Annotated in this window: 20 protein-coding genes, 1 tRNA gene and 1 pseudogene; 16 read left to right on the forward strand and 6 right to left on the reverse strand. The window is 58.0% G+C overall.

Translation table 11 applies throughout. The features are described 5' to 3' along the window. The first annotated feature begins 193 nt into the window (after window positions 1-193). From speE to ACA052_RS08085, 6 genes are all read left to right on the forward strand, one after another. On the forward strand, window positions 194-1,069 hold the full coding sequence (gene speE / locus ACA052_RS08060; protein ID WP_497649176.1) for a polyamine aminopropyltransferase: 876 nt from the start codon (window positions 194-196) through the stop codon (window positions 1,067-1,069). 185 nt (window positions 1,070-1,254) lie between these two features. After that, window positions 1,255-1,488, forward strand: a complete 234-nt coding sequence (locus tag ACA052_RS08065) for a hypothetical protein (RefSeq protein WP_128873369.1) — start codon at window positions 1,255-1,257, stop codon at window positions 1,486-1,488. Between the two features lie 213 nt (window positions 1,489-1,701). Then, window positions 1,702-2,043, forward strand: coding sequence for a ribonuclease E inhibitor RraB (locus ACA052_RS08070; protein ID WP_497649177.1), 342 nt, complete (start codon window positions 1,702-1,704; stop codon window positions 2,041-2,043). A 415-nt stretch (window positions 2,044-2,458) separates the two neighbouring features. Continuing rightward, a complete protein-coding gene (locus ACA052_RS08075) occupies window positions 2,459-3,868 on the forward strand; it encodes a circularly permuted type 2 ATP-grasp protein (protein ID WP_497649178.1) in 1,410 nt (469 codons plus the stop codon). Window positions 3,869-3,880: 12 nt separating this feature from the next. Then, complete coding sequence (locus ACA052_RS08080) at window positions 3,881-4,831, forward strand: alpha-E domain-containing protein (RefSeq protein WP_497649179.1); 951 nt, start codon at window positions 3,881-3,883, stop codon at window positions 4,829-4,831. Further along, on the forward strand, window positions 4,828-5,643 hold the full coding sequence (locus ACA052_RS08085) for a transglutaminase family protein (RefSeq protein WP_497649180.1): 816 nt from the start codon (window positions 4,828-4,830) through the stop codon (window positions 5,641-5,643). The genes ACA052_RS08080 and ACA052_RS08085 overlap by 4 nt, the downstream gene beginning before the upstream one ends. Window positions 5,644-5,759: 116 nt before the next feature. Here the strand turns inward: ACA052_RS08085 and ACA052_RS08090 are convergent. Next, a pseudogene (locus tag ACA052_RS08090) lies at window positions 5,760-6,582 on the reverse strand (c-type cytochrome). 678 nt (window positions 6,583-7,260) lie between these two features. On the opposite strand from ACA052_RS08090, the gene ACA052_RS08095 reads away from it, so the two are divergent. The 3 genes from ACA052_RS08095 (at window position 7,261) to ACA052_RS08105 (ending at window position 11,453) form a co-directional block, all read left to right on the forward strand. After that, window positions 7,261-8,466 (forward strand): acetyl-CoA C-acetyltransferase, encoded by a 1,206-nt coding sequence (locus ACA052_RS08095; RefSeq protein ID WP_497649181.1) that lies wholly within the window; start codon window positions 7,261-7,263, stop codon window positions 8,464-8,466. A 24-nt stretch (window positions 8,467-8,490) separates the two neighbouring features. Further along, entirely contained in the window at window positions 8,491-10,635 is a 2,145-nt protein-coding gene (locus ACA052_RS08100; protein WP_497649182.1) for a 3-hydroxyacyl-CoA dehydrogenase NAD-binding domain-containing protein, read from the forward strand. 95 nt (window positions 10,636-10,730) lie between these two features. Next, the gene (locus ACA052_RS08105) at window positions 10,731-11,453 is read left to right on the forward strand and encodes an amidotransferase (protein ID WP_497649183.1); all 723 of its coding nucleotides are present in this window, start codon (window positions 10,731-10,733) and stop codon (window positions 11,451-11,453) included. 146 nt (window positions 11,454-11,599) lie between these two features. Here the strand turns inward: ACA052_RS08105 and ACA052_RS08110 are convergent, their stop codons facing one another. From ACA052_RS08110 to ACA052_RS08120, 3 genes are all read right to left on the reverse strand, one after another. Then, window positions 11,600-12,571 (reverse strand): magnesium and cobalt transport protein CorA, encoded by a 972-nt coding sequence (locus tag ACA052_RS08110; RefSeq protein WP_497649184.1) that lies wholly within the window; start codon window positions 12,569-12,571, stop codon window positions 11,600-11,602. A gap of 157 nt (window positions 12,572-12,728) precedes the next feature. Beyond that, the gene (locus ACA052_RS08115) at window positions 12,729-13,451 is read right to left on the reverse strand and encodes a lysophospholipid acyltransferase family protein (RefSeq protein ID WP_497649185.1); all 723 of its coding nucleotides are present in this window, start codon (window positions 13,449-13,451) and stop codon (window positions 12,729-12,731) included. Between the two features lie 213 nt (window positions 13,452-13,664). Beyond that, window positions 13,665-14,354, reverse strand: a complete 690-nt coding sequence (locus ACA052_RS08120; RefSeq protein WP_497649186.1) for a crotonase/enoyl-CoA hydratase family protein — start codon at window positions 14,352-14,354, stop codon at window positions 13,665-13,667. A 307-nt stretch (window positions 14,355-14,661) separates the two neighbouring features. Between ACA052_RS08120 and ACA052_RS08125 the strand changes: the two genes are divergently transcribed. The 7 genes from ACA052_RS08125 (at window position 14,662) to ACA052_RS08155 (ending at window position 18,662) form a co-directional block, all read left to right on the forward strand. Continuing rightward, a tRNA-Ser gene (locus ACA052_RS08125) sits at window positions 14,662-14,751 on the forward strand. Between the two features lie 170 nt (window positions 14,752-14,921). After that, window positions 14,922-16,253 carry a serine hydrolase domain-containing protein gene (locus tag ACA052_RS08130; RefSeq protein WP_497649187.1) on the forward strand — a complete coding sequence of 444 codons (1,332 nt, stop codon included), beginning with the start codon at window positions 14,922-14,924 and terminating at the stop codon, window positions 16,251-16,253. Window positions 16,254-16,413: 160 nt separating this feature from the next. After that, window positions 16,414-16,602 carry a hypothetical protein gene (locus ACA052_RS08135; protein WP_497649188.1) on the forward strand — a complete coding sequence of 63 codons (189 nt, stop codon included), beginning with the start codon at window positions 16,414-16,416 and terminating at the stop codon, window positions 16,600-16,602. 311 nt (window positions 16,603-16,913) lie between these two features. Continuing rightward, window positions 16,914-17,285 carry a bacteriocin gene (locus ACA052_RS08140; RefSeq protein WP_128873396.1) on the forward strand — a complete coding sequence of 124 codons (372 nt, stop codon included), beginning with the start codon at window positions 16,914-16,916 and terminating at the stop codon, window positions 17,283-17,285. Window positions 17,286-17,398: 113 nt separating this feature from the next. Beyond that, a complete protein-coding gene (locus tag ACA052_RS08145; RefSeq protein WP_497649189.1) occupies window positions 17,399-17,866 on the forward strand; it encodes a hypothetical protein in 468 nt (155 codons plus the stop codon). Window positions 17,867-18,165: 299 nt separating this feature from the next. Then, a complete protein-coding gene (locus tag ACA052_RS08150; RefSeq protein ID WP_497649190.1) occupies window positions 18,166-18,348 on the forward strand; it encodes a hypothetical protein in 183 nt (60 codons plus the stop codon). A 104-nt stretch (window positions 18,349-18,452) separates the two neighbouring features. After that, window positions 18,453-18,662 (forward strand): hypothetical protein, encoded by a 210-nt coding sequence (locus ACA052_RS08155; RefSeq protein WP_497649191.1) that lies wholly within the window; start codon window positions 18,453-18,455, stop codon window positions 18,660-18,662. A gap of 121 nt (window positions 18,663-18,783) precedes the next feature. Here the strand turns inward: ACA052_RS08155 and ACA052_RS08160 are convergent, their stop codons facing one another. Next, the gene (locus ACA052_RS08160) at window positions 18,784-19,176 is read right to left on the reverse strand and encodes a hypothetical protein (RefSeq protein ID WP_497649192.1); all 393 of its coding nucleotides are present in this window, start codon (window positions 19,174-19,176) and stop codon (window positions 18,784-18,786) included. After that, the gene (locus ACA052_RS08165; RefSeq protein ID WP_497649193.1) at window positions 19,173-24,047 is read right to left on the reverse strand and encodes an RHS repeat-associated core domain-containing protein; all 4,875 of its coding nucleotides are present in this window, start codon (window positions 24,045-24,047) and stop codon (window positions 19,173-19,175) included. The genes ACA052_RS08160 and ACA052_RS08165 overlap by 4 nt, the downstream gene beginning before the upstream one ends. Window positions 24,048-24,102: the final 55 nt, after the last annotated feature.

Genomic DNA, 24,102 nt, shown 5'->3' on the forward strand with positions numbered 1-24,102 from the left:
GACAGACCGCATTATCGTTCTTCGCGGGCAAGCCTCGCTCCTACAGGGGGTTGTGTCGAGTCATCAAGTGAGGTTCTACCTGTCATCTTTCGCGACGTAGACTGCGTGTCTTTGCCGGTCAATCGACCTGATCGATTGGCCATCATGGGCGGGTAACCGTCCGTTGCGCCCCGCATTCTTCGGAGCACTTCCCATGAGCAACACACCCACCAGCGACTACCTGGAAACCCTTTATGAAGGCTACGGCCAGCGTTTTCGCATGGAAAAACTGCTGCACGAAGTGCGCACCGAACACCAGCACCTGGTGATTTTCGAAAACCCGCGCATGGGCCGGGTGATGGCGCTGGACGGCGTGATCCAGACCACCGAAGCTGACGAATTCATCTACCACGAAATGCTCACCCACGTGCCGATCCTGGCCCACGGCAGCGCCAAGCGCGTGCTGATCATCGGCGGTGGCGACGGCGGTATGTTGCGTGAAGTGGCCAAGCACGGCAGCATCGAGCACATCACCATGGTGGAAATCGACGGCACCGTGGTCGACATGTGCAAGGCGTACCTGCCGAACCACTCCAAAGGCGCGTTTGAAGACCCTCGGCTGAACCTGGTGATCGACGACGGCATGCGCTTCGTCGCCACCACCACTGAAAAATTTGACGTGATCATTTCAGACTTCACCGACCCGATCGGTCCCGGTGAAGTGTTGTTCTCCGAAAATTTCTATCAGGCCTGCCGTCGCTGCCTGAACGAAGGCGGCATCCTGGTCACCCAGAACGGCACGCCGTTCATGCAGATCGAAGAAGTCAAAACCACCGCCGGCCGCCTGCGCAGCCTGTTCCCGGACTGGCACTTCTATCAGGCAGCGGTGCCGACCTACATCGGCGGCTCGATGACGTTTGCCTGGGGCGCGACCCATACCGCCTATCGCAAGTTGTCCCGCGAAACCCTGCAACAGCGCTTCGCCGGCAGCGGCATCATCACCCGCTATTACAACCCGGAAATCCACATCGGCGCCTTCGCCTTGCCGCAATACGTACTGCAGGCGATCAACAAGCCCAGCAACGACTAAAATCCCCCCCGTAGGAGCTGCCGCAGGCTGCGATCTTTTGATCTTGCTTGCAAAACATCAAAGATCAAAAGATCGCAGCCTGCGGCAGCTCCTACAGGTAATAGGTGTAATCCATTTGAACGATCAGTCAGGGCAAAAGTCCAGATAGGTGTAAGCCCATTTGCGGGTTGTTCGAGGAGGCACTGATGCAAAAGTGGAAAATCACTTTCGTGGATGATCACGGTGAAACAGTCGACGAAGTTTTTGAGTGCGACGAGTGCCCGGATAACGAGCACGCCGCCAAACTTATCAAGGCCCGGCTACTTCCTGTCGCCGCCGAACTGGATCTGAACGATCTGGAAGGGCGAACCGCTGATGCCAGCGTTAAAAGTCTCAAGACCCAGAACAGCATACAAATCCTCGGCATCACGCCAGTCTGAACATCTCCTGTCACATTCTTAACCAGGCCTTGGCAGCGGCTCTCTCTTGAGGCTACTCTGCAAGCGAGATCAGCGAATGGATCGCTAAGGTCTGGTCTTGTCAGCTACATGCTTGTTTCCCATCGGCAACGTGTTTGTCGCATAGCCTTCACCATTCGGTTGCGGGCGTCGGGAGTACGGAAAGTCTATCCATCAGTTTGAGGAGGACGTTTCATGAGCACAGCCTATCAAGAAGACATCAGCAGCAGTGTGCTGCGCCGCATGAAAGAAGGCGGTTTCGACTTTTCACGGTTCCATCCCATCGAGTTCTACGCCATTTTCCCGGACGAGGAGCGGGCACGCAGGGCGGCAGGGCATTACTGTGGTGAATCCTTAAATGCACAAATCAGTGTGCGCGATGACGGCGCGTGGTACCTGGAACTGAGCAAAGTGATGTACGCCACCTATGACGGCATTGGCGACTTTGAGCAGGACTTCGAGGCGATAGTCGAGCCTCTGGGTGGCATCATCGAAGGGTGGGGCGTCAAGCAGGAGGTACGAGGGCTACTCGCATAACTTTATGAACAGTGACAACTTCCAGTAACGGCTAACCTTTGGGTTGGCCGTTTTCGTTTGTTGTAGGAGCTGCCGTAGGCTGCGATCTTTTGATCTCGTTTTTGATTCATAACGTTTCAAAAACGCAAAAAAAAACCGCCTGAGCAGGCGGCAAAAGGGAAGTTCGGTCAGTTTTTCCAGCGAATGCGTGGATTATCCTCGTCGCCAGCCGGGCAGTGAAATCAACTCTGACTATGCTGGTGATAGGCGATGACTTCGCCTTGCAATGAAGCGGGGGCGATCAGGTTGGGGCGTTTGCTGCACAAGGTTGGTGCAGTGTTAACGGCGTATTTATCCAACCGATTGATATCAAAGCGTTTCTGCCGATGGCACGGGCCTTGCGAAGCCTAGATGTCCGGGTGACAAGGAGTACGGCATGATCCGCACCTATTTTGATGAGATGTACGATGCCGGCGGCCAAGTCCGCCCGCACTATCGGGAATTTGCCCGTTGGCTGGCCGACACGCCTGACGAGCTGCTGGCACAACGGCGACGTGAGGCCGATCTGTTGTTTCATCGCGCCGGGATTACCTTCACGCTGTACGGGGACGAGCAAGGCACAGAGCGGCTGATTCCCTTCGACACCATTCCGCGCAGTATCCCAGCCAGTGAATGGCGGATCGTCGAACGCGGCTGCATCCAGCGGGTCAAGGCGTTGAACATGTTCCTCGCCGACCTCTACCACGAGCAACGCATCATCAAGGCCGGCATCATCCCGGCCGAGCAAGTGCTGGCCAACGAGCAATACCAATTGGCGATGCAAGGGCTGGATCTGCACCGGGATATCTATTCGCATATCTCGGGCGTCGATCTGGTGCGTGATGGCGACGGCACTTACTACGTGCTTGAAGACAATCTGCGAACCCCGAGCGGCGTGAGCTACATGCTCGAAGACCGCAAGATGATGATGCGGCTGTTCCCCGAGCTGTTCGCGGCCCAGCGCATCGCGCCGATCGACCATTATCCGAACCTGTTGCTCGACACCCTGAAAAGCTCCAGCCCGATCGATAACCCCAGCGTGGTCGTGCTGACACCGGGTCGTTTCAACAGTGCATTTTTCGAGCATGCGTTTCTGGCCCGGGAAATGGGCGTCGAGCTGGTGGAGGGCGCGGACTTGTTCGTGCGTGACGACAAAGTCTTCATGCGTACCACGGATGGGCCGAAAGCCGTCGATGTGATCTACCGGCGCCTCGACGATGCCTTCCTCGACCCGCTGGCGTTCAATCCGGACTCGATGCTCGGCGTCCCGGGGCTGCTGTCGTCGTACCGCACTGGCAACGTGGTGCTGGCGAATGCCATTGGCACCGGGGTCGCGGACGACAAGTCGGTCTATCCGTTTGTCACGGACATGATCCGTTTCTACCTCGACGAAGAACCGATCCTGAAGAACGTCCCCACGTTCCAGTGCCGTAACCCTTCTGAACTTTCCCACGTGCTGGCGAATCTTCCAGACTTGGTGGTCAAGGAAACCCAGGGCTCCGGCGGTTACGGAATGTTGGTGGGACCGGCGGCGACGGCGGCAGAAATCGAGTCGTTCCGCGCCCGCATCAAGGCCAAGCCCCACGCGTACATCGCGCAACCGACGTTGTCGCTGTCGACCTGTCCGACCTTTGTCGAAAACGGCATCGCGCCGCGCCATATCGACCTGCGTCCGTTTGTATTGTCTGGCCGCGAGACCCGGGTTGTGCCGGGCGGCCTGACCCGTGTTGCCCTGCGCGAAGGCTCCCTGGTGGTGAATTCTTCCCAGGGCGGCGGAACCAAGGACACCTGGGTGGTCGAGGATTGAAGGAAGCCTGTCATGTTAAGTAGAACTGCCTCGGATTTGTATTGGATGTCGCGTTACCTGGAGCGGGCGGAAAACCTCGCACGGATGCTCGACATCAGTTATTCGCTGTCGCTGATGCCACAGGATGGTCGCGGTGACGGCCTCCACGAACTCGCCATGCCCTTGCTGATTACCGGCACCCTGGACGATTACCTGGAGCGCCACGGCGAGTTGCATGCGGAACGGCTGCTGCATTTCTTCGCCCTGGATGCGGCCAACCCGGCGAGCATCTACAGCTGCCTCGGTGCCGCGCGGGCCAGTGCCCATGCGGTGCGTGGGCGAATTACCGCCGACATGTGGGAAAACATCAACGCCACCTGGCTGGAAATTCGCGGGATCGCCGATCAGGGATTGAGTCGCTACGGCATGAGCCGTTTTTGCGAGTGGATCAAGGAACGTTCCCACCTGTTTCGTGGCGCGTCCTACGGCACGATCATGCGTAACGATGCGTTCCGTTTCATCCGTCTGGGGACGTTTATCGAACGGGCGGACAACACGCTCCGCCTGCTCGATGCCCGCTACGAAATGGCCGGCGATCAAGCCGAAGCGGTCAGCGACGGCACGGCTCACGCTTACTACCAGTGGAGCGCTTTGTTGCGAGCGCTGTCGTCGTTCGAGGCGTACACCGAGATTTACCGCGACGCGCCCGGTGCCCGGCATGTGGCCGAATTGTTGCTGCTGCGGGCCGATGTGCCGCGATCGCTGCGCGCCTGCACGGAAGAAATCGACCAGATCCTCGCCCAGTTGCCTGGGGCCAACGGTCGTCCGGCGCAACGTTTGGCGGCAGAGATCGACGCGCGCCTGCGCTACACCGGCATCAATGAAATTCTCGACGAAGGCCTGCATGCCTGGCTGACCGAGTTCATCCCGCTGGTGCGCCAGTTGGGCAACGCCATTCACAGTTCCTATCTGGAGGCTGCATGAGACTTTCCATTAGCCACGAGACCACCTATCACTACGAAGATCAGGTGCGGGCGAGCATCCAGTATTTGCGACTGACTCCCCACGACAGTGAGCGCCAGCATGTGCTCAGCTGGCAGCTCGACCTGCCGCGTCCGGTGCGCGCGCAACTGGATCCGTTCGGCAACATCCTGCACGTGTTGACCATGGACGAGCCGCACGAAGCGATCATCATCGGTGCTCGTGGCCAGGTGGACATCGACGAGCTGCGCGAAGCCGAGCATGAGAGCCAGTCGGCGCTGCCGTTCCTGCGGTTCACTCGCCTGACCGAGCCCGACGAAGCCCTGCGCGCTTTTGCCGAGAAGGAATGCAAAAAACGTCGGGATCGCACGGCCCTGATCGACTTGATGCATGGCTTGAACTCGCACATGACCTACACGCCGGGTTCCACCGAAGTGGACACCAGCGCGGCCCAGGCTTTCGCCGGACGTTCGGGCGTGTGCCAGGACCACGCCCACGCCTTCCTCGCCTGCGCCCGCAGCCTGGGCATCCCGTCGCGTTATGTGTCGGGGTATTTGTACAGCGAGAACAGCGAGCACCTGGCCAGCCACGCGTGGGCGGAAGCCTGGCTCGATGACGCGTGGTACAGCTTTGACGTGACCAACGAGCTGGCGCGGCCGGAACGGCACTTGAAACTGGCGGTGGGCCTGGACTACCTCGATGCCTGCCCGGTCCGCGGCATGCGCCGGGGCGGTGGGTGCGAACAAATGCATGCGAAGGTGTTTGTATCGCCGACGCCGTTGCCTGCTCCAGTCATCTCAGTGCAACAGCAGTAATCAGCGACACCGCACAACCCCTGTAGGAGCGAGCTTGCTCGCGATGGTGTGTCAGTCGACATCAATGTTACTGACACACCATCGCGAGCAAGCTCGCTCCTACAGGGGGGGCGCGATCAAGGTTTAACTTTGCGCCCCGCCATATGCTTCAAATACCCCACCAACATCTCCAGATCCCCGTCCGGTAATACCTGCTCTGAAAAGCCGGGCATCTTCGCCTGCGGCCACTGACGCAAACTCTGTGGATCACGGATATAGCGCTTCAAAAAGTCCGCCCCAAAATATTCCGTCGGGTTGAACGGAATATTCAGATCCGGCCCAAACTGCGCATCCCCGGCGCCATTCAGCCGATGACACGCCAGGCAATTCTTCTGAAACAGCGCAAACCCCTGATTCACCGGATCGTCCGCCTTCAATGCAGGGTCGGGCAATAACGCCGGGAAACGTTCGGCCACTGGCGCCATGCGCTTGATGCTCGCCACTTGGAACGGCCATTGCTCGGGGCTGATGTTACCCGCCTGCGGATCAGTCCAGACCAGGTAAAACGGCCCGGCACTCGGCTTACCCTCAGACAACGCCGGCCAGGGTTTGGCCGGGTCCTCAATCGCCAGCCACGCCCGTGCACCCTTGGCATTGAGTAACGGCGCGGCAGCCAGTTCGGCGGCAAATCCATCCAGCGCCACGGCCTGCAGATGATCGTCAGGTGTGATGCCCGTCAACAACGCCGCCAAGGGCACGACGCGATAGCTCATGTCCCGTTTGTAGGAAACGTCGTTGGTGATCGTGAGGGTCTGGACTTGAGGATGCTTGAGCAATTCCTCGGTCTGCCAGGTGCGGCTGTTCGCGCCCAGCTCCAGGTTCAGCTGTGCGGCAGAGAGGGGCGTGCTGAGCAGCAAGGCCCCGAGCAGAATGAGCGTTTTCAAGGTGATCGCCGTCCATGTCGTGGAAGTGCCGCAAAGGTTGGCACACCCACGCTGGCCCGGGTAGCGAACCAGTCACATTTTTAAGAGGCGATTAAAAACCCACGGCCGTATTTTTAATGGCCGATTAGCCGATCACCTTGGTCAGGTTCGGCAAAATCAACAACAGCGTCGTGGCGAAAAGAATGAGCCCGGCTTGACGTACTTTCGAATGCTTGAACATGGCTTGACCGCCTTTTTTGTTATTTTCCGATGCCTGCCTGCATATCTCCATGACGGCAGAGCGTTGCACTTCCTGTAGGACGAGCGCCTCGGCAAAACCCGACGACAACTTCGTACATGTTCACCTTAGGGCCCGCGTCACCCGTGGCTTAGATCCCTTTCGTATGGACATCTAAGTTATCGCTTTAAAAAAGGCATGAGGCCTATGGCCAGCTTCTTTGGCGCCCGTTTGCTAGACAGCTTGGTGTCATGAATTGGTTAATCCGGTAGGGCACTACCGTCCGTCTGAGCGTGTGCGTCAATGCTCGTGAGCGCTGCGGTCATTGAATTGGCAGCGGTCCGGAATAAGGTGGAGGCTCCTTAAAAGATCAAAAGATCGCAGCCTTCGGCAGCTCCTACAGAATCGCGATCCCCTGTAGGAGCTGCCGAAGGCTGCGATCTTTTGATCTTCATCCACATCAGGTACGAGGACGTCATGACCCAAGCTTTGATTTTCGACGCGTTACGCACGCCCCGTGGTAAAGGCAAATCCGATGGCGCCTTGCACAGCGTCAAACCGGTGAACCTGGTGGCCGGACTGCTCAGGGCACTACAGCAGCGCACCTCGCTGGACACCAGTCAGGTCGATGACGTGGTGCTGGGCTGTGTGACGCCGGTCGGCGATCAAGGCGCCGACATCGCGAAAACCGCGACCCAAGTGGCGGATTGGGACGTCAGCGTGGCAGGCGTGCAAATCAACCGCTTCTGTGCGTCGGGGCTGGAGGCGGTGAATCTCGGGGCGATGAAAGTACGCTCCGGCTTCGAAGACCTGGTGGTGGTTGGTGGGGTCGAGTCGATGTCCCGGGTATCGATGGGCAGTGACGGCGGGGCGTGGGCGATGGACCCGGAAACTAATCTGCACAGCCATTTCACACCGCAAGGCGTGGGCGCCGACCTGATCGCCACCCTCGAAGGTTTCAGCCGGCAGGACGTCGACGCCTACGCGCTGTATTCCCAGCAGAAAGCCGCGCGGGCCCGGGCCGATGGTTCGTTCAGCAAATCACTGGTGCCGGTGCAGGACCAGAACGGCATCCTCCTGCTCGATCACGATGAGTTCATTCGCGCCGACTCCACCCTCGAAGGCCTGGGCAAGCTCAAGCCGAGCTTCGAAATGATGGGGCAAATGGGTTTCGACGCAACGGCGTTAAGGGTCTATAGCCATGTCGAGCGGATCAACCACGTGCACACGCCAGGCAACAGTTCCGGCATCGTCGATGGCGCGGCGTTGATGTTGATCGGTTCCGAGGCCAAGGGCCGTGCGCTGGGTTTGCAGCCACGGGCGCGAATCGTCGCCACGGCGGTGACCAGCACCGACCCGACCATCATGCTCACCGGTCCCGCGCCGGCCACCCGCAAGGCGTTGGCCAAGGCCGGGCTGCGGGTTGAAGACATCGACCTGTTCGAGGTCAACGAGGCGTTTGCGTCGGTCGTGCTGAAATTCATCAAGGACATGGCCATCGATCCGGACAAGGTCAACGTCAATGGCGGCTCCATCGCCATGGGCCACCCGCTGGGCGCTACCGGCTGCGCGATTCTCGGCACGCTGCTTGATGAACTGGAGACCCGGCACCTGCGCTATGGCCTCGCGACGCTGTGCGTCGGCGGCGGCATGGGCATTGCCACCATCATCGAACGCCTCTGAGCCCCGACTTCAAGGAAGCCTTTCATGACCCAAGCCATTCGTTACGAAAAAGGTCAGGACCAGATCGTCGTCCTGACCATCGACATGCCAGGCCAGAGCGCCAACACCATGAACGCGGTTTATCGCGAGGCCATGGCTGCGTGCGTCGCCCGCCTGGTTGCCGACAAAGACTCGATTGCCGGGGTCATCATCACCTCGGCCAAGCACACTTTTTTCGCCGGCGGCGACCTCAATGAACTGATCAAGGTCGGCAAGCCAGAAGCCAAAGCCTTCTACGACATGGTGCTGACGCTCAAGGGCCAGTTGCGCACCCTGGAAACCCTCGGCAAACCGGTGGTTGCCGCGATCAACGGCGCGGCGCTGGGCGGTGGTTGGGAAATCTGCCTCGCTTGCCATCACCGCGTGGCACTGGACAATTCGTCCGTGCAACTCGGCCTGCCCGAAGTGACCCTCGGCTTGTTGCCGGGCGGTGGCGGCGTGGTGCGCATGGTGCGCATGCTCGGGTTGGAAAAAGCCCTGCCGTATCTGCTCGAAGGCAAGAAAGTCCGGCCGCAACAAGCGCTGCAGGCCGGTTTGATCGACGAGTTGGCAAATGATCACGATGAGCTGCTGAGCAAAGCGCGGGCCTGGATTCTGGCCAATCCCACGGCGGTGCAGCGTTGGGACGTGAAGGGTTACCAGATTCCTGGTGGCACGCCGTCAAACCCGAAAGTCGCGCAGATGCTGGCCATCGCGCCATCTATTCTGCGCAGCAAAACCCAAGGCTGCATGCCCGCGCCAGAGAAGATTCTATGTGCAGCGGTTGAAGGCGCCCAAGTCGATTTCGACACCGCGCACCTGATCGAAACCCGTTACTTCACGGAATTGACCACCGGGCAAATCTCGAAAAACCTGATTGGCACATTCTGGTTCCAGCTCAACGAGATCAATGCCGGCGGCTCACGCCCGCAAGGTTTTTCACCTTATGTGACGCAGAAGGTCGGCGTGCTCGGCGCCGGGATGATGGGCGCCGGGATCGCTTTTGTCAGTGCCTCGGCCGGCATTGAGGTGGTGCTCAAGGACATCAACCTCGCGGCGGCGCAGAAAGGCAAGGCTCATTCGGCGGCGCTGCTGGACAAAAAAGTGGCTCGCGGCCAAATGAATGCGGAACAACGTGAGGCGGTTCTGGCGCGGATACGACCCACAGAAAATGATGCGGATCTGGCCGGTTGCGACCTGATTATTGAGGCGGTGTTTGAAGATCGCGAGCTCAAGGCCAAAGTCTCGTCGGCTGCGCAAAAAATCGTCGGCCCGCAAGCGGTGATCGCTTCCAACACCTCCACCTTGCCGATCAGCGGTTTGGCCACGGCGGTACCCGACCAGACGAAGTTCATCGGTCTGCATTTCTTCAGCCCCGTGGAGAAAATGCCGTTGGTGGAAATCATCAACGGCGCCAATACCAGCGAAGAAACCCTGGCTCGCGGGTTTGATTTCGTACTGCAAATCAAGAAAACCCCGATTGTGGTCAACGACAGTCGCGGCTTCTTCACCTCACGGGTGTTTGGCACCTTCACCAACGAAGGCATCGCCATGCTTGGCGAGGGCGTGAGCGCGCCGATGATCGAGACCGAAGCGCGCAAGGCCGGCATGCCGATTGGGCCTCTGGCGATCTCCGACGAAGTTTCCCTCAGCCTCATGAGCCATATCCGCCAGCAAACGGCCAAAGACCTGCAAGCAGAAGGGAAACCGCTGATTGAACACCCGGCATTCGCTGTGATTGACTTGCTGCTCAACGAATACAAGCGCCCGGGAAAAGCGGCTGGAGGCGGTTTCTATGAGTATCCGGTCGGTGGCCAGAAACATCTGTGGCCGGAGCTGAAAACCCGGTTCGAGAAGGCCGACGGGCAGATTTCGCCGAAGGATGTGCGCGACCGTTTGTTGTTCGTGCAAGCCCTCGAAACCGTGCGTTGCGTGGAGGAGGGCGTGCTGACCTCGACAGCGGACGCCAACATCGGCTCGATCTTCGGTATTGGCTTTGCCGCCTGGACCGGCGGTGCGCTGCAATTCATCAACCAGTACGGCGTGAAAGACTTTGTTGCCCGCGCCCAGTATCTGGCCGAGCAGTATGGCGAGCGGTTCGCCCCGCCCGCGCTGCTGCTGGAGAAAGCGGCCAAAGGGGAGGTCTTTTAAGGGACCGGTGACGCATTCCAGGGCTTGCCTTGCCCCCCTGTTTCAAGGCAGGCTCTGGGGTGTGCATTATTCCCATCACGTGTCAGGTATTTTTTATGTCGTTACGCATCTGCATTCTGGAAACCGACATCCTGCGTCCGGAACTGGTCGATCAATATCAGGGTTACGGGCAGATGTTCCAGCGTCTGTTTTCGCAGCAACCCATCGCTGCCGAGTTCACCGTCTACAACGTGATGCAGGGCGAATACCCAGGCGATGAGCTGACGTTCGATGCTTACCTGATCACTGGCAGCAAGGCCGATTCCTTTGGCACCGACCCGTGGATCGAAACACTCAGGGCTTATCTGCTGACGCGCTACGAGCGTGGCGACAAGCTGCTGGGCGTGTGTTTCGGCCATCAGTTGCTGGCGCTGTTGCTGGGTGGCAAAAGCGAGCGGGCGACCCAGGGCTGGGGCGTCGGCACCCACAACTACAAACTGGCGGCCAAGGCGCCGTGGATGAGCCCGGTTCGCGAAGAGCTGACGTTGTTGATCAGTCACCAGGATCAAGTGACGTCGCTGCCGGAAAACGCCACGGTTATCGCCTCCAGCGATTTCTGCCCGTTCGCCGCGTACCACATCAACGATCAAGTGCTGTGCTTCCAGGGCCACCCGGAATTCATTCACGATTATTCCCGGGCGTTACTGGATATTCGCCAGCAGGCGCTGGGCGAGCAGGTTTATTCAACAGGTATGGCCAGCCTTGAACACGAACATCACGGCGCCACGGTTGCGGAGTGGATGATGCGGTTTGTGGCGCACAAGCCAGAAGCTGTTTGACGCTAAAAGCATCGCGAGCAAGCGTTCACAGATCCCCTGTGGGAGCGAGCTTGCTCGCGAAAGTCGTGAACGGTAACGCGTTGAACCCGTTGCTGATCGGTGCCATTGGTTTTTTCGTCGGAACGCCGCCCGGAGCAAGCTCGCTCCTACAACCAACCCGATTTCTTGAAACTCGCCCACAAACTCACACACCCAACCGCAATAAACCCCAATACCGCAAAATACCCGTAGTGCCACGTCAACTCAGGCATGTTCTGGAAGTTCATCCCGTAAATCCCGGCCACTGCCGTCGGGAACGCCAGAATCGCCGCCCACGCCGCAAACTTGCGTTGCACCACGCTTTGGCGTGACGCCTCCAGCAATACCCCCACTTCAATGGTCTGGCTGGCGATATCGGCCAACGTTGTCAGGTCTTCCATCTGCCGCGTCACGTGGATCTGCACATCACGAAAGTACGGGCGCATGTTCTTGTCGATGAACGGAAAGCTCAGCCTCTGCAACTCCTCGCCGATCTCCACCATCGGCGCCGCATATCGACGTAAACGCAGTACATCGCGACGCAGGCTGTGGAGGTTCTGGATGTCTCGCTCATTCAGCGAGCTGCACAGCACGTTACGCTCCAGCTCATCGATCTCGGCATGGATCGCTTCGCCCACGGGCTGGTAGTTTTCGATGACGAAGTCGAGGATCGCATAGAGCACGAAATCTTCGCCGTGATCGAGCAATAGCGGACGCGCCTCACACCGTTGTCGGACATGGGCGTAGGACGCGGAATGGCCATTGCGAGCGGTAATGATGTAACCGTTGCCGGCAAAGATATGCGTCTCGATGAACTCAAGCTTGCCCTCATGTCGAATCGGCGAGTACGTGACGATAAACAACGCATCACCGAAGGTTTCCAGCTTCGGTCGGCTGTGTTTTTCCAAGGCGTCTTCGATAGCCAGTTCGTGCAGGTTGAACTGGCGTTGCAGGTTGGCCAACTCTTGGGCATCTGGCTCTTCGAGGCCAATCCAGACAAAGTGGTCAGGTTTGGCGGCCCATGCAGCGCCTTCGTCCAGGGTTATATTAGTGACTTTCTTACCGGCGCTATAAACCGCAGCAGCAACAACTCTACCCATGATGGTGATTCACTTCTTATTAGGCGCTTAACAAAAAAGCAGTGGCAGGCAGTGTTCAGCTTAGCCTTGTCTGTTGCTTCAGAGTCAGTGAAATCTGCGGAGTTCGCCGGCGAAAGCGCGCAGGCAAAAGAAAACCCGCACAGGGCGGGTTTTTCTATCAGGCGGCTTGCAGTTGCCGATCCATGGAGTCGATGCACTCGCGCATCTGCTCGCGGCACTGTGCAATTAACAGTGGCATGTCATCCAGGCTCAATCCGGCGGTAGGAATGGCCGGTAATGAACGAATCAGAATCTTCCCACTGCGCCAGCGATTTAATCGCATGTGTTTGACGTAACTACTGACACACACTGGCACGATCGGTACGCCAGCAGCGATGGCCATCTGGAACGCGCCTTTCTTGAACGGCAGTAATTCTTCGCCGAGGTTGCGTGTACCTTCGGGGAACACCCAGATCGAGGTGTCTTCATTTTGCAGGGTATGGGTCGTGGTCAGCATCGACTGACGCGCCTTGTGCGCATTGCCGCGATCAATCAACACATTGCCCGCCAGCCAGAACAACTGTCCGAACAAAGGCACCCACTTCAGGCTCTTCTTGCCGATGCACACCGTACGCCGGGGCACCACATTGCCGAATACAAACAGATCGTAGTTGGACTGGTGATTGGCGATGATCACGCAGCTGTCCGGTTTATCCGTCAACGGCCCGACCTCGGCTTTCACCCGCAGACGCAAAATGCACATCGCCGGCCACGCGTAGAGACGTGCGCACAGACGACTGTTATCCGGGTTGAAGGGGCGGCACACGCCGAGAATCACCCCGAGCACACCTGCCACAATAAAGTGAAGGCCCATCAATAACATACGCAGCACAAACAGCATTTACAGGCCCCACCGGGACAAAAGGTGGCGCAGTGTACGGATGTGCACTGTTTTCGGCAATTGCCGCTATAGAGGTAGGAGTTAGCCGATGTTTGAGCGCATGTTTCCGACTTGTGGGTCAGATGCGTTCTAGAGCGGTTGTAGTCTTTTCAACAAAGCGCGTAAGAAAAAGCCCGACACGACGGTCGGGCTTTTCGGCGCAGCGTATCTGGATTAACCCAAGTGTTCCTGATCCAGGATAATCGCGTTATCCAGGGTTTCCAGCAGTGCCTTGCGTACTTTCAGCTTGGTGTTCTTGTGAGCCGTCATATTGATCTTCTTCAATTGACGTGCCGCTGCCAGCGCCGCACCTTGCAACTCCTCGGCCGGCACCACTTTGTCGAGGAAACCGGCATCCACCGCGCTCAGCGGATCGAACATCTCACCGTTGATCACCGAGCGATGGAAGGCCGACTTGCGCAGACGATCGCGCGCGATCTCGATACCGGCATGGTGCATGGTCATGCCGATTTGCACTTCGTTCAGGCCAATGCTGAACGGGCCTTCGACCCCAATGCGGTAATCCGCCGACAGCAGCAGGAATGCACCCTTGGCCACGGCATGCCCAGGGCACGCCACAATCACCGGGAACGGGTGCGACAACAGACGACGGGCCAGGGTTGAACCGGCAGTCACCAGGGACACCGCTTCCTTGGGACCAGCGGTCATCACCTTCAAATCATAACCGCCCGAGAGAATGCCCGGCTGACCAGTAATAATCACCACTGCGCGATCAGTCACCGCCTGGTCCAGCGCGGCGTTAAACGCAGCAATCACGTCCGGGGAGATCGCATTAACCTTGCCATTACTCAAGGTCAGGGTCGCGATACCGTCTTCGAGATGGTAGGAAATCAACTCACTCATGACGCTATTCCTTGTATGAAAGTTGGGCAGACGTTACCCACCGCCGCAGGCCAGGTAAAGCGCCGTGACTGACCCACCGGTCACCCTTTCTCCGCACATCGGGCGCAGCCCGCCAAGTCCATCGGGCATTCCCCTCTATATAGAAGGGGACGCGAAGCCGGAGATTGGCAGCTTTGCCATGCCCCGGAACCCGCCCGAACGGCTAAAACGCTAAGCACATGAAAATTCTGCAAAAAAAGTTTGCCATCGGAAAAGCTTTCGACTACATTAGCGCGCCTCGACAGACTGAATATGTTTGACGAGATACGGTGAAGTGTCCGAGTGGCTTAAGGAGCACGCCTGGAAAGTGTGTATACAAGAAATTGTATCGAGAGTTCGAATCTCTCCTTCACCGCCAAATTCGATGTAACCAAAACCCCTGATTTCGAGAGAAATCAGGGGTTTTGTGGTTTCTGTGGTCTGAACTTCACTATCCTTATTAATCAAGCTTCTATGATCACCCGATCCTAAGGCTTGTTGCCGCGCCGTTGTTGGTCTACCGACGCCCCTCGAATGGAATCGATCTTGATGACCAAACTCCGAGCCACTTCTCTCCTTATTGCCCAGCGCGTGACAGCGCTGTTGATAGGCTTCATTTCCTCACTCGCCTCTGCAGCCACAACTTTCCCCGACGCTGCAGCCAGCGATCCGGCAAAACTAGGGTGGATGGTCGGCTCTCCGCCGCCAGCCGATCGCACAGTGCGCTTCGAGGATGGCAGCTATTTCCAGTTCCCGGCGATGCGCTGGAGTGTCTCGAATTTTCGACAGCTGATGCCAACGATCAACGTTTCTCGAGGAATCGATGCGCCGATTCCATTGAAATCGGCACGACTTGAAGGTATCGACGCTATCAGTTTTGTGCCCCTCGGCGCGAAGACCCCGATGACCTGGGAACAGTCCCTCGCGGCCACTTACACCGATGGGATTGTGGTGATGCACCGTGGGAAAATCGTCTACGAGCGTTACTTCGGCGTACTGAAACCCGAGGGCCAGCACGCGGCGATGTCGGTGACCAAGTCAGTGGTCGGTACGTTGGGGGCGATGCTTGTGGCGGAAGGACGCATCGACGCGAGTAAACGCGTTTCCGATTATGTCCCGGAACTCACGAATTCTGCCTTCGGTAGGGCAACGGTGCGTCAGGTCCTCGATATGACGACTGCGCTCAAGTACAGCGAGGATTACGCCGATCCGAACGCAGAAGTCTGGGCTCATGCGAAGGCCGGCAGTCCGCTGCCCAAACCCAAGGACTACACCGGGCCACGAACTTACTACGAGTTTTTGCAGACGGTGCAGTTGCATGGCAAACACGGCAGCACGTTCGGCTACAAGACTGTGAACACTGATGTGCTGGGCTGGGTGATTGCCCGCGTCACCGGGCGCAACGTTGCGCAGTTGTTGTCGGAGCGTATCTGGAGTCGGCTGGGGGCTGAGCAGGATGCCTATTTCACGGTGGATTCCATCGGCACCCCGTTCGCGGGTGGTGGTTTGAATACAGGATTGCGCGATCTGGCGCGGTTTGGCGAGATGCTGCGCAATGAAGGCACGTTCAACGGTCAGCAAATCGTGCCGAAAACGGTGGTGGACGATATTCGCCGTGGCGGCGAAAAACAGGCCTTTGCCCAAGCCGGTTATGAGTTGCTCAAAGGCTGGAGCTACCGTTCGATGTGGTGGGTGACAAACAAGGACGGCGGGGCCTTCATGGCGCGCGGGGTCCATGAGCAACGCATCTATGTCGATCCTAAAGCCGAGATGGTGATTGCTCGCTATGCCTCCCATCCCGTCGCCAGTAATTCAGCCAATGATCCCGTTACGTTGCCGGCGTTTGATGCGGTGGCCCAGTATTTATCCGAGTTGCCTTAAGGTCGCTTGAGGTCATTCAGGAGGCGGTCCATTCGTCGGGCATACGGAAAACTGAATTACAAGTCCGGTAGTGACCGGCTAGTCTCAAAAGCTTGGTGGTCGATATTTTCAGGCAAATAGGGCTTGCCGGTATCGATCCCGCTTTTGAGAGGGGTGAAATATGGCTGATCCGTATATCGAAGACGACGGCGCAGAATTTCCGATCAACAATTGCGTGCAGTGCGGCCAGACGGAGTATGTGGTGGGCTTTGGTGACGATCAGGCCAAGCTTGGCAAGATGAAATCCATGGTGCGACTGGGGCCGAAGGCAAAATTCTTGCCCAAGGTGGCGACACCCGCCAGGAAGTAATAACTCACCGGACAGACCCCGTCATCGAGCGGGGTTTTTCATAAGTGAAGGATTGTGTGACATCGAATGTTTGGCGGGGCAGTTTTCACAAAGTTTTCACAACGCCCTACGTAATCTCAACTCATCCGTTAGAAAGCAACACCTGGCCCGTTCCCCAGCGGGCTTTTTTTTGCCTGTCATAAAACCTTTTCCATAAAAGCTGTCCAACCGACGCCATTAACGAGGTGGCGGCGGATTTTGTGTGGACGTTGCCTCCTCTAAAGCATTTAATCCCCGGCCTTTCGGTTTCTTTATTTTTTGAGGTTTACGTCATGCGTTTAACACTGCCCGCTCTGGTTCTGGGGCTTTTGGTTGCTCAGGGTGCAATGGCTGCTGGCGACGGCACTGCCGCGCTGGGTGGCGGTCTGGGTGGCGCGTTGGGTAATGTGGTCGGCCAGAATATGGGCGGCAGCACCGGCGCAGCGATCGGCGCCGGCGTAGCGGGCGCGGCGGGCAGCGCAGTTGCAGCACGAAAAGGTAGCCGCACAAAAGCAGCCATTGGTGGTGGTGTCGGCGCGGCCGGTGGTTCGGTCATCGGCAACAGCCTGGGTGGCAAGACCGGTTCCACCATCGGCGCCGGCTTGGGCGGCGCATTGGGCGGTGGCGTCGGCAGCAACCTGGCCAAGGGTCACAAGCGTCACTGAGCCCGTTCGATCAGTTTAAAAAGCCCGGCTTGATGCCGGGCTTTTTGGTTTATGAACGTTTCCCTCGCCCGCGCCTCGAAAGCCATATACCCCTGAAGAATGCGAGGCCTGCCATGACACCGGAAACCAACGGCAAGAAGGGTAGACGCTTTACTGCTCGACGTTTGACGTTGTCCGCATTTGTTTTTGGCTTGATGGTCGCTCAAGGCGCAATGGCGGCCGGCGACGGTACTGCCGCAGTCGGCGGCGGTCTTGGTGGCGCGCTCGGTAACGTAGTGGGCGGACAAATGGGCGGCAGCACAGGCGCCGCGATTGGTGCCGGCGTAGGCGGCGCGGCCGGGAGCGCCGTGGGGGCGAAAAAAGGTAGTCGCACAGAAGCCGCGGTTGGCGGTGGATTAGGCTCGGCGGGTGGCTCTGTGGTTGGCAACAAACTGGGCGGCTCGACCGGTTCAACCATTGGCGCAGGCCTGGGTGGGGCAGCAGGTGGTGCGGTCGGTAACAACCTGGGCAGCGACAGCGGCAGTTCTCACTCCGGCAGCGGGCACAAACACAAGAACAAGCACAGAAATAAACATCGCTGATTCGACATTCTGTGACAATCCCCTGTAGCAGCTGGCGAAGCCTGCGTCCGGCTGCGCAGCAGTCGTAAAACCTGTGGATGCGATCTATCGGATAGTACACGGTGGGTGAATTTACGACTGCTGCGGAGCCGGACGCAGGCTTCGCCAGCTGCTACAAAGTGTGCGTTACGACGACATTTGCTTTATTGAATGGCATTAGACGAACGCCGGGTTTCTCGCATCTACTCGTAGGAGATCGGAACGTTTGGCCGTAGGCCGCCTCGAACTTCATACACTCCCTGAATTCTGTGAGGTATGCCATGACTCCTGAAACCGAAGGCAAGGAAGAAAAAGGCCCGAGCGGGCTTCCGTTCATCAACGATCCGGGCAACGAAGACCCGGGTTCCCTGATGGATGACGCCACTGTGCCGCTCAATGATTCAGATGATGCCGGCGACGTGGGGAACCTGGAATATGAAGAAGAGGACGAGGACGAAGATTGATCGGGCTTGTGGCTGTTCGACCGATCGTCTCTTTGACCGAACCCACGCATCGCCTGGCGCTCGAAATATCAGGGCCTGCTTTCAGGCCCTTCGAGAGGTGCTCTATGAACGCTGACCCGAAAGACTCCGACATCGACGACACGCCTGAATACCCGCTGCCTTCACCTACCGATTCATTGAGCCGGGATCAACGTCCGCCTGATGATGCAGGGGTGGAGCAGGTGCCGGATGATGATGTGAAACGTGGGGATGTTGAGGCTGATCCTGACGATCCAGACATTGCCGGGAATGACGGCTCGGGTGAGCCGAGTTAACGTTCTACGCCTCGTCACTTACTGACTTAACCGTATTATCTGGGCGAGTGTGTTGCCGATCAGTTCAGTTTATGGCTGTGTTTGTAATCGCAGAATGTGGGGCTAAATGGCATGCGCTGAGTTATTTAGTCAACGAGTCGATCCAGCATTTGTAGAATTCCCTCTGTTGCTGAATATCATTTGTGATGTCTATCTCTTCGTAGTCGAAGATGTTCACGACGTCATCATCTTCGGTTGGTTTCCCCATCTGCAGTTCATACGCCACCACGCCACCAGACATTTGTGATGACATTCGCGATGGGTGAACGTTGAGTTTTGCGCCTTTGCAAAGAAATTTTGTTTCTGGAAACTCTGCTCGCAACAGCCCAAGGCAAACGTAAAGGTCCTGGGCGGTATAAGTTTTTCTTAATCCGTTTTTCGTTGTGTAAATTAACGTAGGATTTTTTCGATCACATTCGATCGAAGCGATCTCGGTTAATCCATCGGTATGTATAGATATTTCTACTGTTTTCATGGGAGCTTCCGGTTCGGGTTTGGGGTTGAATAACCGACATAGCTACCATCGGCGTTGACGGGTGTAACGCCGAGTATGTCGCGACTGTCAATTCCTCCTGGGAAAGCGATTTCAACCTCCTTCCTGTGAGGCGAAATCATGCCAAGTTTTTTATTCACATCTATTCCGCGAATTTCTTTTATTACATAGACAAAACCATCATCAAATCCATAGCCGGTTGCGAACTTTATGGCTTCCTTTTCTGAGGTCGAGGTGCTGACAAAAAAGCTGGGAGGACTTCGGTTGTCCAATGCATGTAGGTAAAGATCCATGCTATCTCCCAATGGCTCAAATCCTGTCTCAAAAATCTCCCAGTCTTCTCGAGAGTCCCCGCGATACAAGTATCGATTTTTTGGTTTCGAGGATGGAAGTTTTGGCTCTCCCTCATCAACCCCAACCTTCCTCGCCGGATCCTCACCCCCATCCAACGCCCCCTTACACCCACCCACCCCCGGGCAATCACTCAACCCCAACGGATCAACCCACCCCGTCGGGTTCAGCGCATACCGATACCCATTCAACCCCCCCGCAAGTTTGATCGGGTCTTGCGTCAGATACCGCCCAACCTCAGGATTGTAGTAACGATGCCGGTTGTAATGCAGCCCAGTCTCCGCATCAAAGTATTGCCCTTGAAAGCGCAGCGGTTGATCAAGTACCTGATGGGTGTCGCGGTTTAGGCGGGTGAGGCGGCCGTAGGCGGTGTATTGCGCGGCCCAGACGATGTCGCCGCTGTAGTCGGTGAGTTCCTGGGGTGTGCCGAGGTGGTCGAGTTGGTAATAGAAAGGGCAGGCCCTGCGCGGGCCTTTGCCGTCGAGCATCGCCAGTGGGCGGAAGGTGCCGGGTTCGTAGACGTAGCTGCGGTAGTGCTCGCGGCTGCTTTCGGCGACGAGGCGGTCACCCTGCCAGAAGAATTCGGTGGTTTTGCCGTCGACGGTCTTGGCGATGCGGCGGCCAAAGGCGTCGTAGCGGTAAGTTGCACAACGCCCGTCCGGCAACGTAACGCCAGTTAATCGGTGTTGGCAGTCGTAGCGGTACTCGGTGACAAGTTTTTGCGCGGTGCCGCGTCGCTCGCGAATCAGGTTGCCGAAGGCGTCGTAATCGTAGTGCCGGTCGCCTTGCATCAGCAGGCGGTTGCCTTTGACGGTCGCCGGGCCGGGACGATCCTGCATCAGCAAGTTGCCGGTCGGGTCGTGGGCGAAGGTTTCTGGTTGATGGTCGCGGGAATGGCGGACGCGGATCAGACGTCCGAGAGGGTCGTATTGGTAGTTTCGTTGTCCGAGTCGCGTGTCGGCAATGTGCTCGAGGTTGCCGTTGGGGCTGTAGGCATAGTCGCGTCGATACAGCGATTGTCGCTGTTGTCTGACGGTGTGGGCTTTCAGGCGGCCCTGTTCGTCGTACTGGAAGTCGCTGAGCAACAGCCCTTGTTGGCGGTTCTGTTCGCGGCCGGCGAGAAAATCATGTGACGTCAGTCGGGCGCCGTTGAGGTCGATGGCGATGAGTGCGCCGCCCTTGGCGTGCTGGTAATCGAGTTTGCTGTTGTCCGGCAGGCGCACATGATTGAGCCGGCCACACGCATCGTAGCGGTAACGCAACGTGCCCCAGCCCTGGTGTTCGGTGATCAGGCGATCCTGGGCGTCGTATTCGAATTCCAGTGGGTGGTCGTGGCCATCATCGACGTTCACCAGCCGGCCAAGGCTGTCGTAGCAGTACTGGACCTTGATGCCGTCGGGCAGCGTCTTGATCAATAGACGTCCGGCCGAGTCGCGCTCGTAACCCGTTACGTGTTGCGAGCCGTCATCGCCGAACTCGGTTTTCTCCAGCAGATGACCCACGAGGTCGTAGAGATAGACGGTGCGTCGACCGTCGAAACCGGTTTCCTGTCGGATTAATCCATTGGGCGTGTAGTCCAGCAGGTATTTTTCGCCGGATTCGTTTTCGATCTCGGTCAGCAACAACTGAGCATTGTCGTAGCGATAACGCAGTTGCGTGCCGTCCGGATTGATCCGACGGCTGACCCGATGCAGTTCATCTGCATACTCGAAGCGGGTGACGCGCCCCAGTTCATCGCGCTCGGCGGTGATCTTGCCGTAGGCGTTGTAACTGAATGCACGGCTTGCACCTGTCGGCAGAATCGTCTGGACCAGGCGTCCAACGGCGTCCCATTGATACTGGGTTACGGCGCCGTGCGGGTCTTGGCGGGTAGTCTGTCGTCCCAGAACATCGTAGGAAAAACGCCATTGACTGCCATCCGGCAACGTTTCTTCGAGCAGTTGACCCAACCCATTCCAGGCGAAGGTATGCCGGCTGTTGTCCGGGTATCGGACCGACAGTAATCGTCCTTGGGGATCGTGGTGGTAATGGGTGACATGCCCGTCGGGATCAATCGCTTCGGTAACGTCCCCTTGGGCATTTCGTTGATATTTCCAGACCGCTTTGCCGCGATACCGCGCCAGCAGAAAACCGTCGCGATACTCGTAGGACGTCGGCTCGCCCTCCGATGGAATCAGGGCAACAAGCCGTCCGACTTCGTCGTAGCGGTATCGAGTGATCGCCCCGAGTGGATTCTGTTCAGCACTCAGCCGACCCTTGTCGTCGTAGGCCTTGAGGTGTTCTGCGCCGTTGGGTTCGACCCGGCGTACCAACCGTGCCTGATCGTCGTGCTGGTAAACCTCTTCGCTGCCATTGGCGTTTTTTACAACAACGCTGCCCTTGTCATCCCAGACGCAGGAAGTGTCCATCTGTGAGAACGACGCCCAGTGCCGGATGCATCGCGCCGCCTTGCCGGACCGTTCCCACTCCCAGTAGAAACTTGCCCCACCGGCCAGCTGCCGTTGAAGAATGACGTGCTGATGGTCGTAGTCGTAGCGTTCACTTTCGCCGACGGCGTTGGTCGCTTCGATCAGGCGATGACAGGCGTCATAGCGGTAGGTAACCAGTGTTTGCTCGGTTCGCCAGGACGTTTCCAGCGTGTCGGCCGGCTGAAAGCTTTGATACTCGACGGCAACAATCTGCCGGCGCGCATAGCGCAAACGCAGCGAACGCCCGGTCCCGTTGTCGAGGCGCTGAATCCTGTCAGTGTTATCCCTCTGCACCGTCAGTCGATTGCCATAGGCATCGCTGATTGCCGTCAGTCTTCCTGTACGAAAGTGATAAAACCGCGCGGTCTCGCCCGCCATGGCGAGGATCAGTTCCTCAGGCGCATCCCCCAGATAAATCGCGGCCCGTGACAGGCTGTTGTGAATCGCCGGGCGCTCGGCGTTCGGCAGTGGAAAGGTCGTACGGCGGTTCTCGTGATCAATCCAGATGACGGTGTCACCGCTGATTTCCAGCCGATGCGCGAGGGAGTGACTCCAGCCGAACCCGAGGCCGCAATCGATCTCCACGGCACTGGTGCGATAGAGCCGGGTGAAGTCGAAGGGCAGAATCCCGTCCAGCGAACCATCGGTCAGCGTCAGCAGTTCTTCGCCCGTAACCATCGATACCGGGCAGCCGTTCGTACAGGTCAACGCTGCGCAATCGGCGCTGTCGCCGTTGGGGTTTTTCGCCTGATCCGAAGCGTCGTCGCGATGCTCCTGCCGGCTCAGGCGGGTCTGGGGGCCGGACTTGTTGCGAGCTATGGCGACCGGATTCTTCACGATCACCGCTGGCGATTCACCGACGCTGATCTGCAACGGAACGACCGGGGCAGGCCTCAGCGGTGCAGGCCGGGTGTTGACCATCAACGGCTTGAGCGCGCCGGCATGATCGGTCAGGTCAGTCCTGGCGGTGAGTTCGGCCAGGCGCAATCCCGCGCCCGCGAGCCATTTGCGGGCGCGCACGGATTTAATCTTGGCCAGCACCTTGGCGCTTATGCCGAGCTTCAGCCCCGCAGGCCCGGTGAGGCATACCAACAGGAAACCGATCAGAATTTCTGTACGAATCTCCGCGACGACTTCGGCGATGTATTGCGGTGGCAACATCCTCAGCCAGCTGGTGAAGGCCGCGAGATGAATGAACATCAATGGCTCGTCACTCAACATCAGCAACACATTGGCGATGGCTTCGGCGGAAGCGTTCAGTAATGACTCAAGTTCTGCCTCGGTCAGGTACTCAAGGAGTTTTTCGCTGTTGGCTTGAAGATCCGAGACCAGGGCGTAAACCTGCTTCACGTCATCCCACACACCGGTCAGCGATTTCTCGAAGCCGCGCCAGTCGGCCCGTTGCAGCATGCCGTAGCGCTGAGTGAATCCTGCCTCTTTGAACTCCGCCCACAATGGCTGGAACCCGGTCGTCCACTCGTCACGCAACCAGCCTTCCAGGTGACTGATGACGCCTTGGTAAGAGGCGTAGAGCGCTTTGATGTGATCGCTGGAAACATCGGGAAAAAAAGTAATGCGATAACGCAGGTTACGGTCGCAATCGGGGATTTCCAGGATGCCGCTGGGGCCGATCTCGTGAAAAATCGGCTCGCCAAAGGTCTGTTCTCCCGCCACGTCGGACATCAAGGGTTCGAGCTTCACCGGCGTGTTGCCGATCGGTACAAAACGCGCCGCTTCGAACATGTGCACCAGCGTCAGCGGACCGTTGGCCGGGCATGCGGTAACCGTAGAACTGACGGGTGTGGTGGAATGTTTGGGCGCGACAAGCCGGACTTCATTGCCAACCTTGAACACCTGGTCGATGTCCAGCGCCGTGCCGGTCCAGAAACTTTCCGCCCAGGCGTCATAGTCATTGAGGCTCAGCCGAAAATCGCTGAGCAGCGCTTCAACGTTCGGCTGCTCGGGGTTCATGGCAGCGACCACCAGGAGCCCGATGGCATTGTTCAAGGCCAGGACCTTGTCAGGATCGAACATTCGCAGCCCCTCGCGCGGATCAATTTGGAACGCGGGACTGTGCGGGGGATCAGCG

The organism is Pseudomonas sp. LBUM1644 (genome assembly GCF_059716195.1).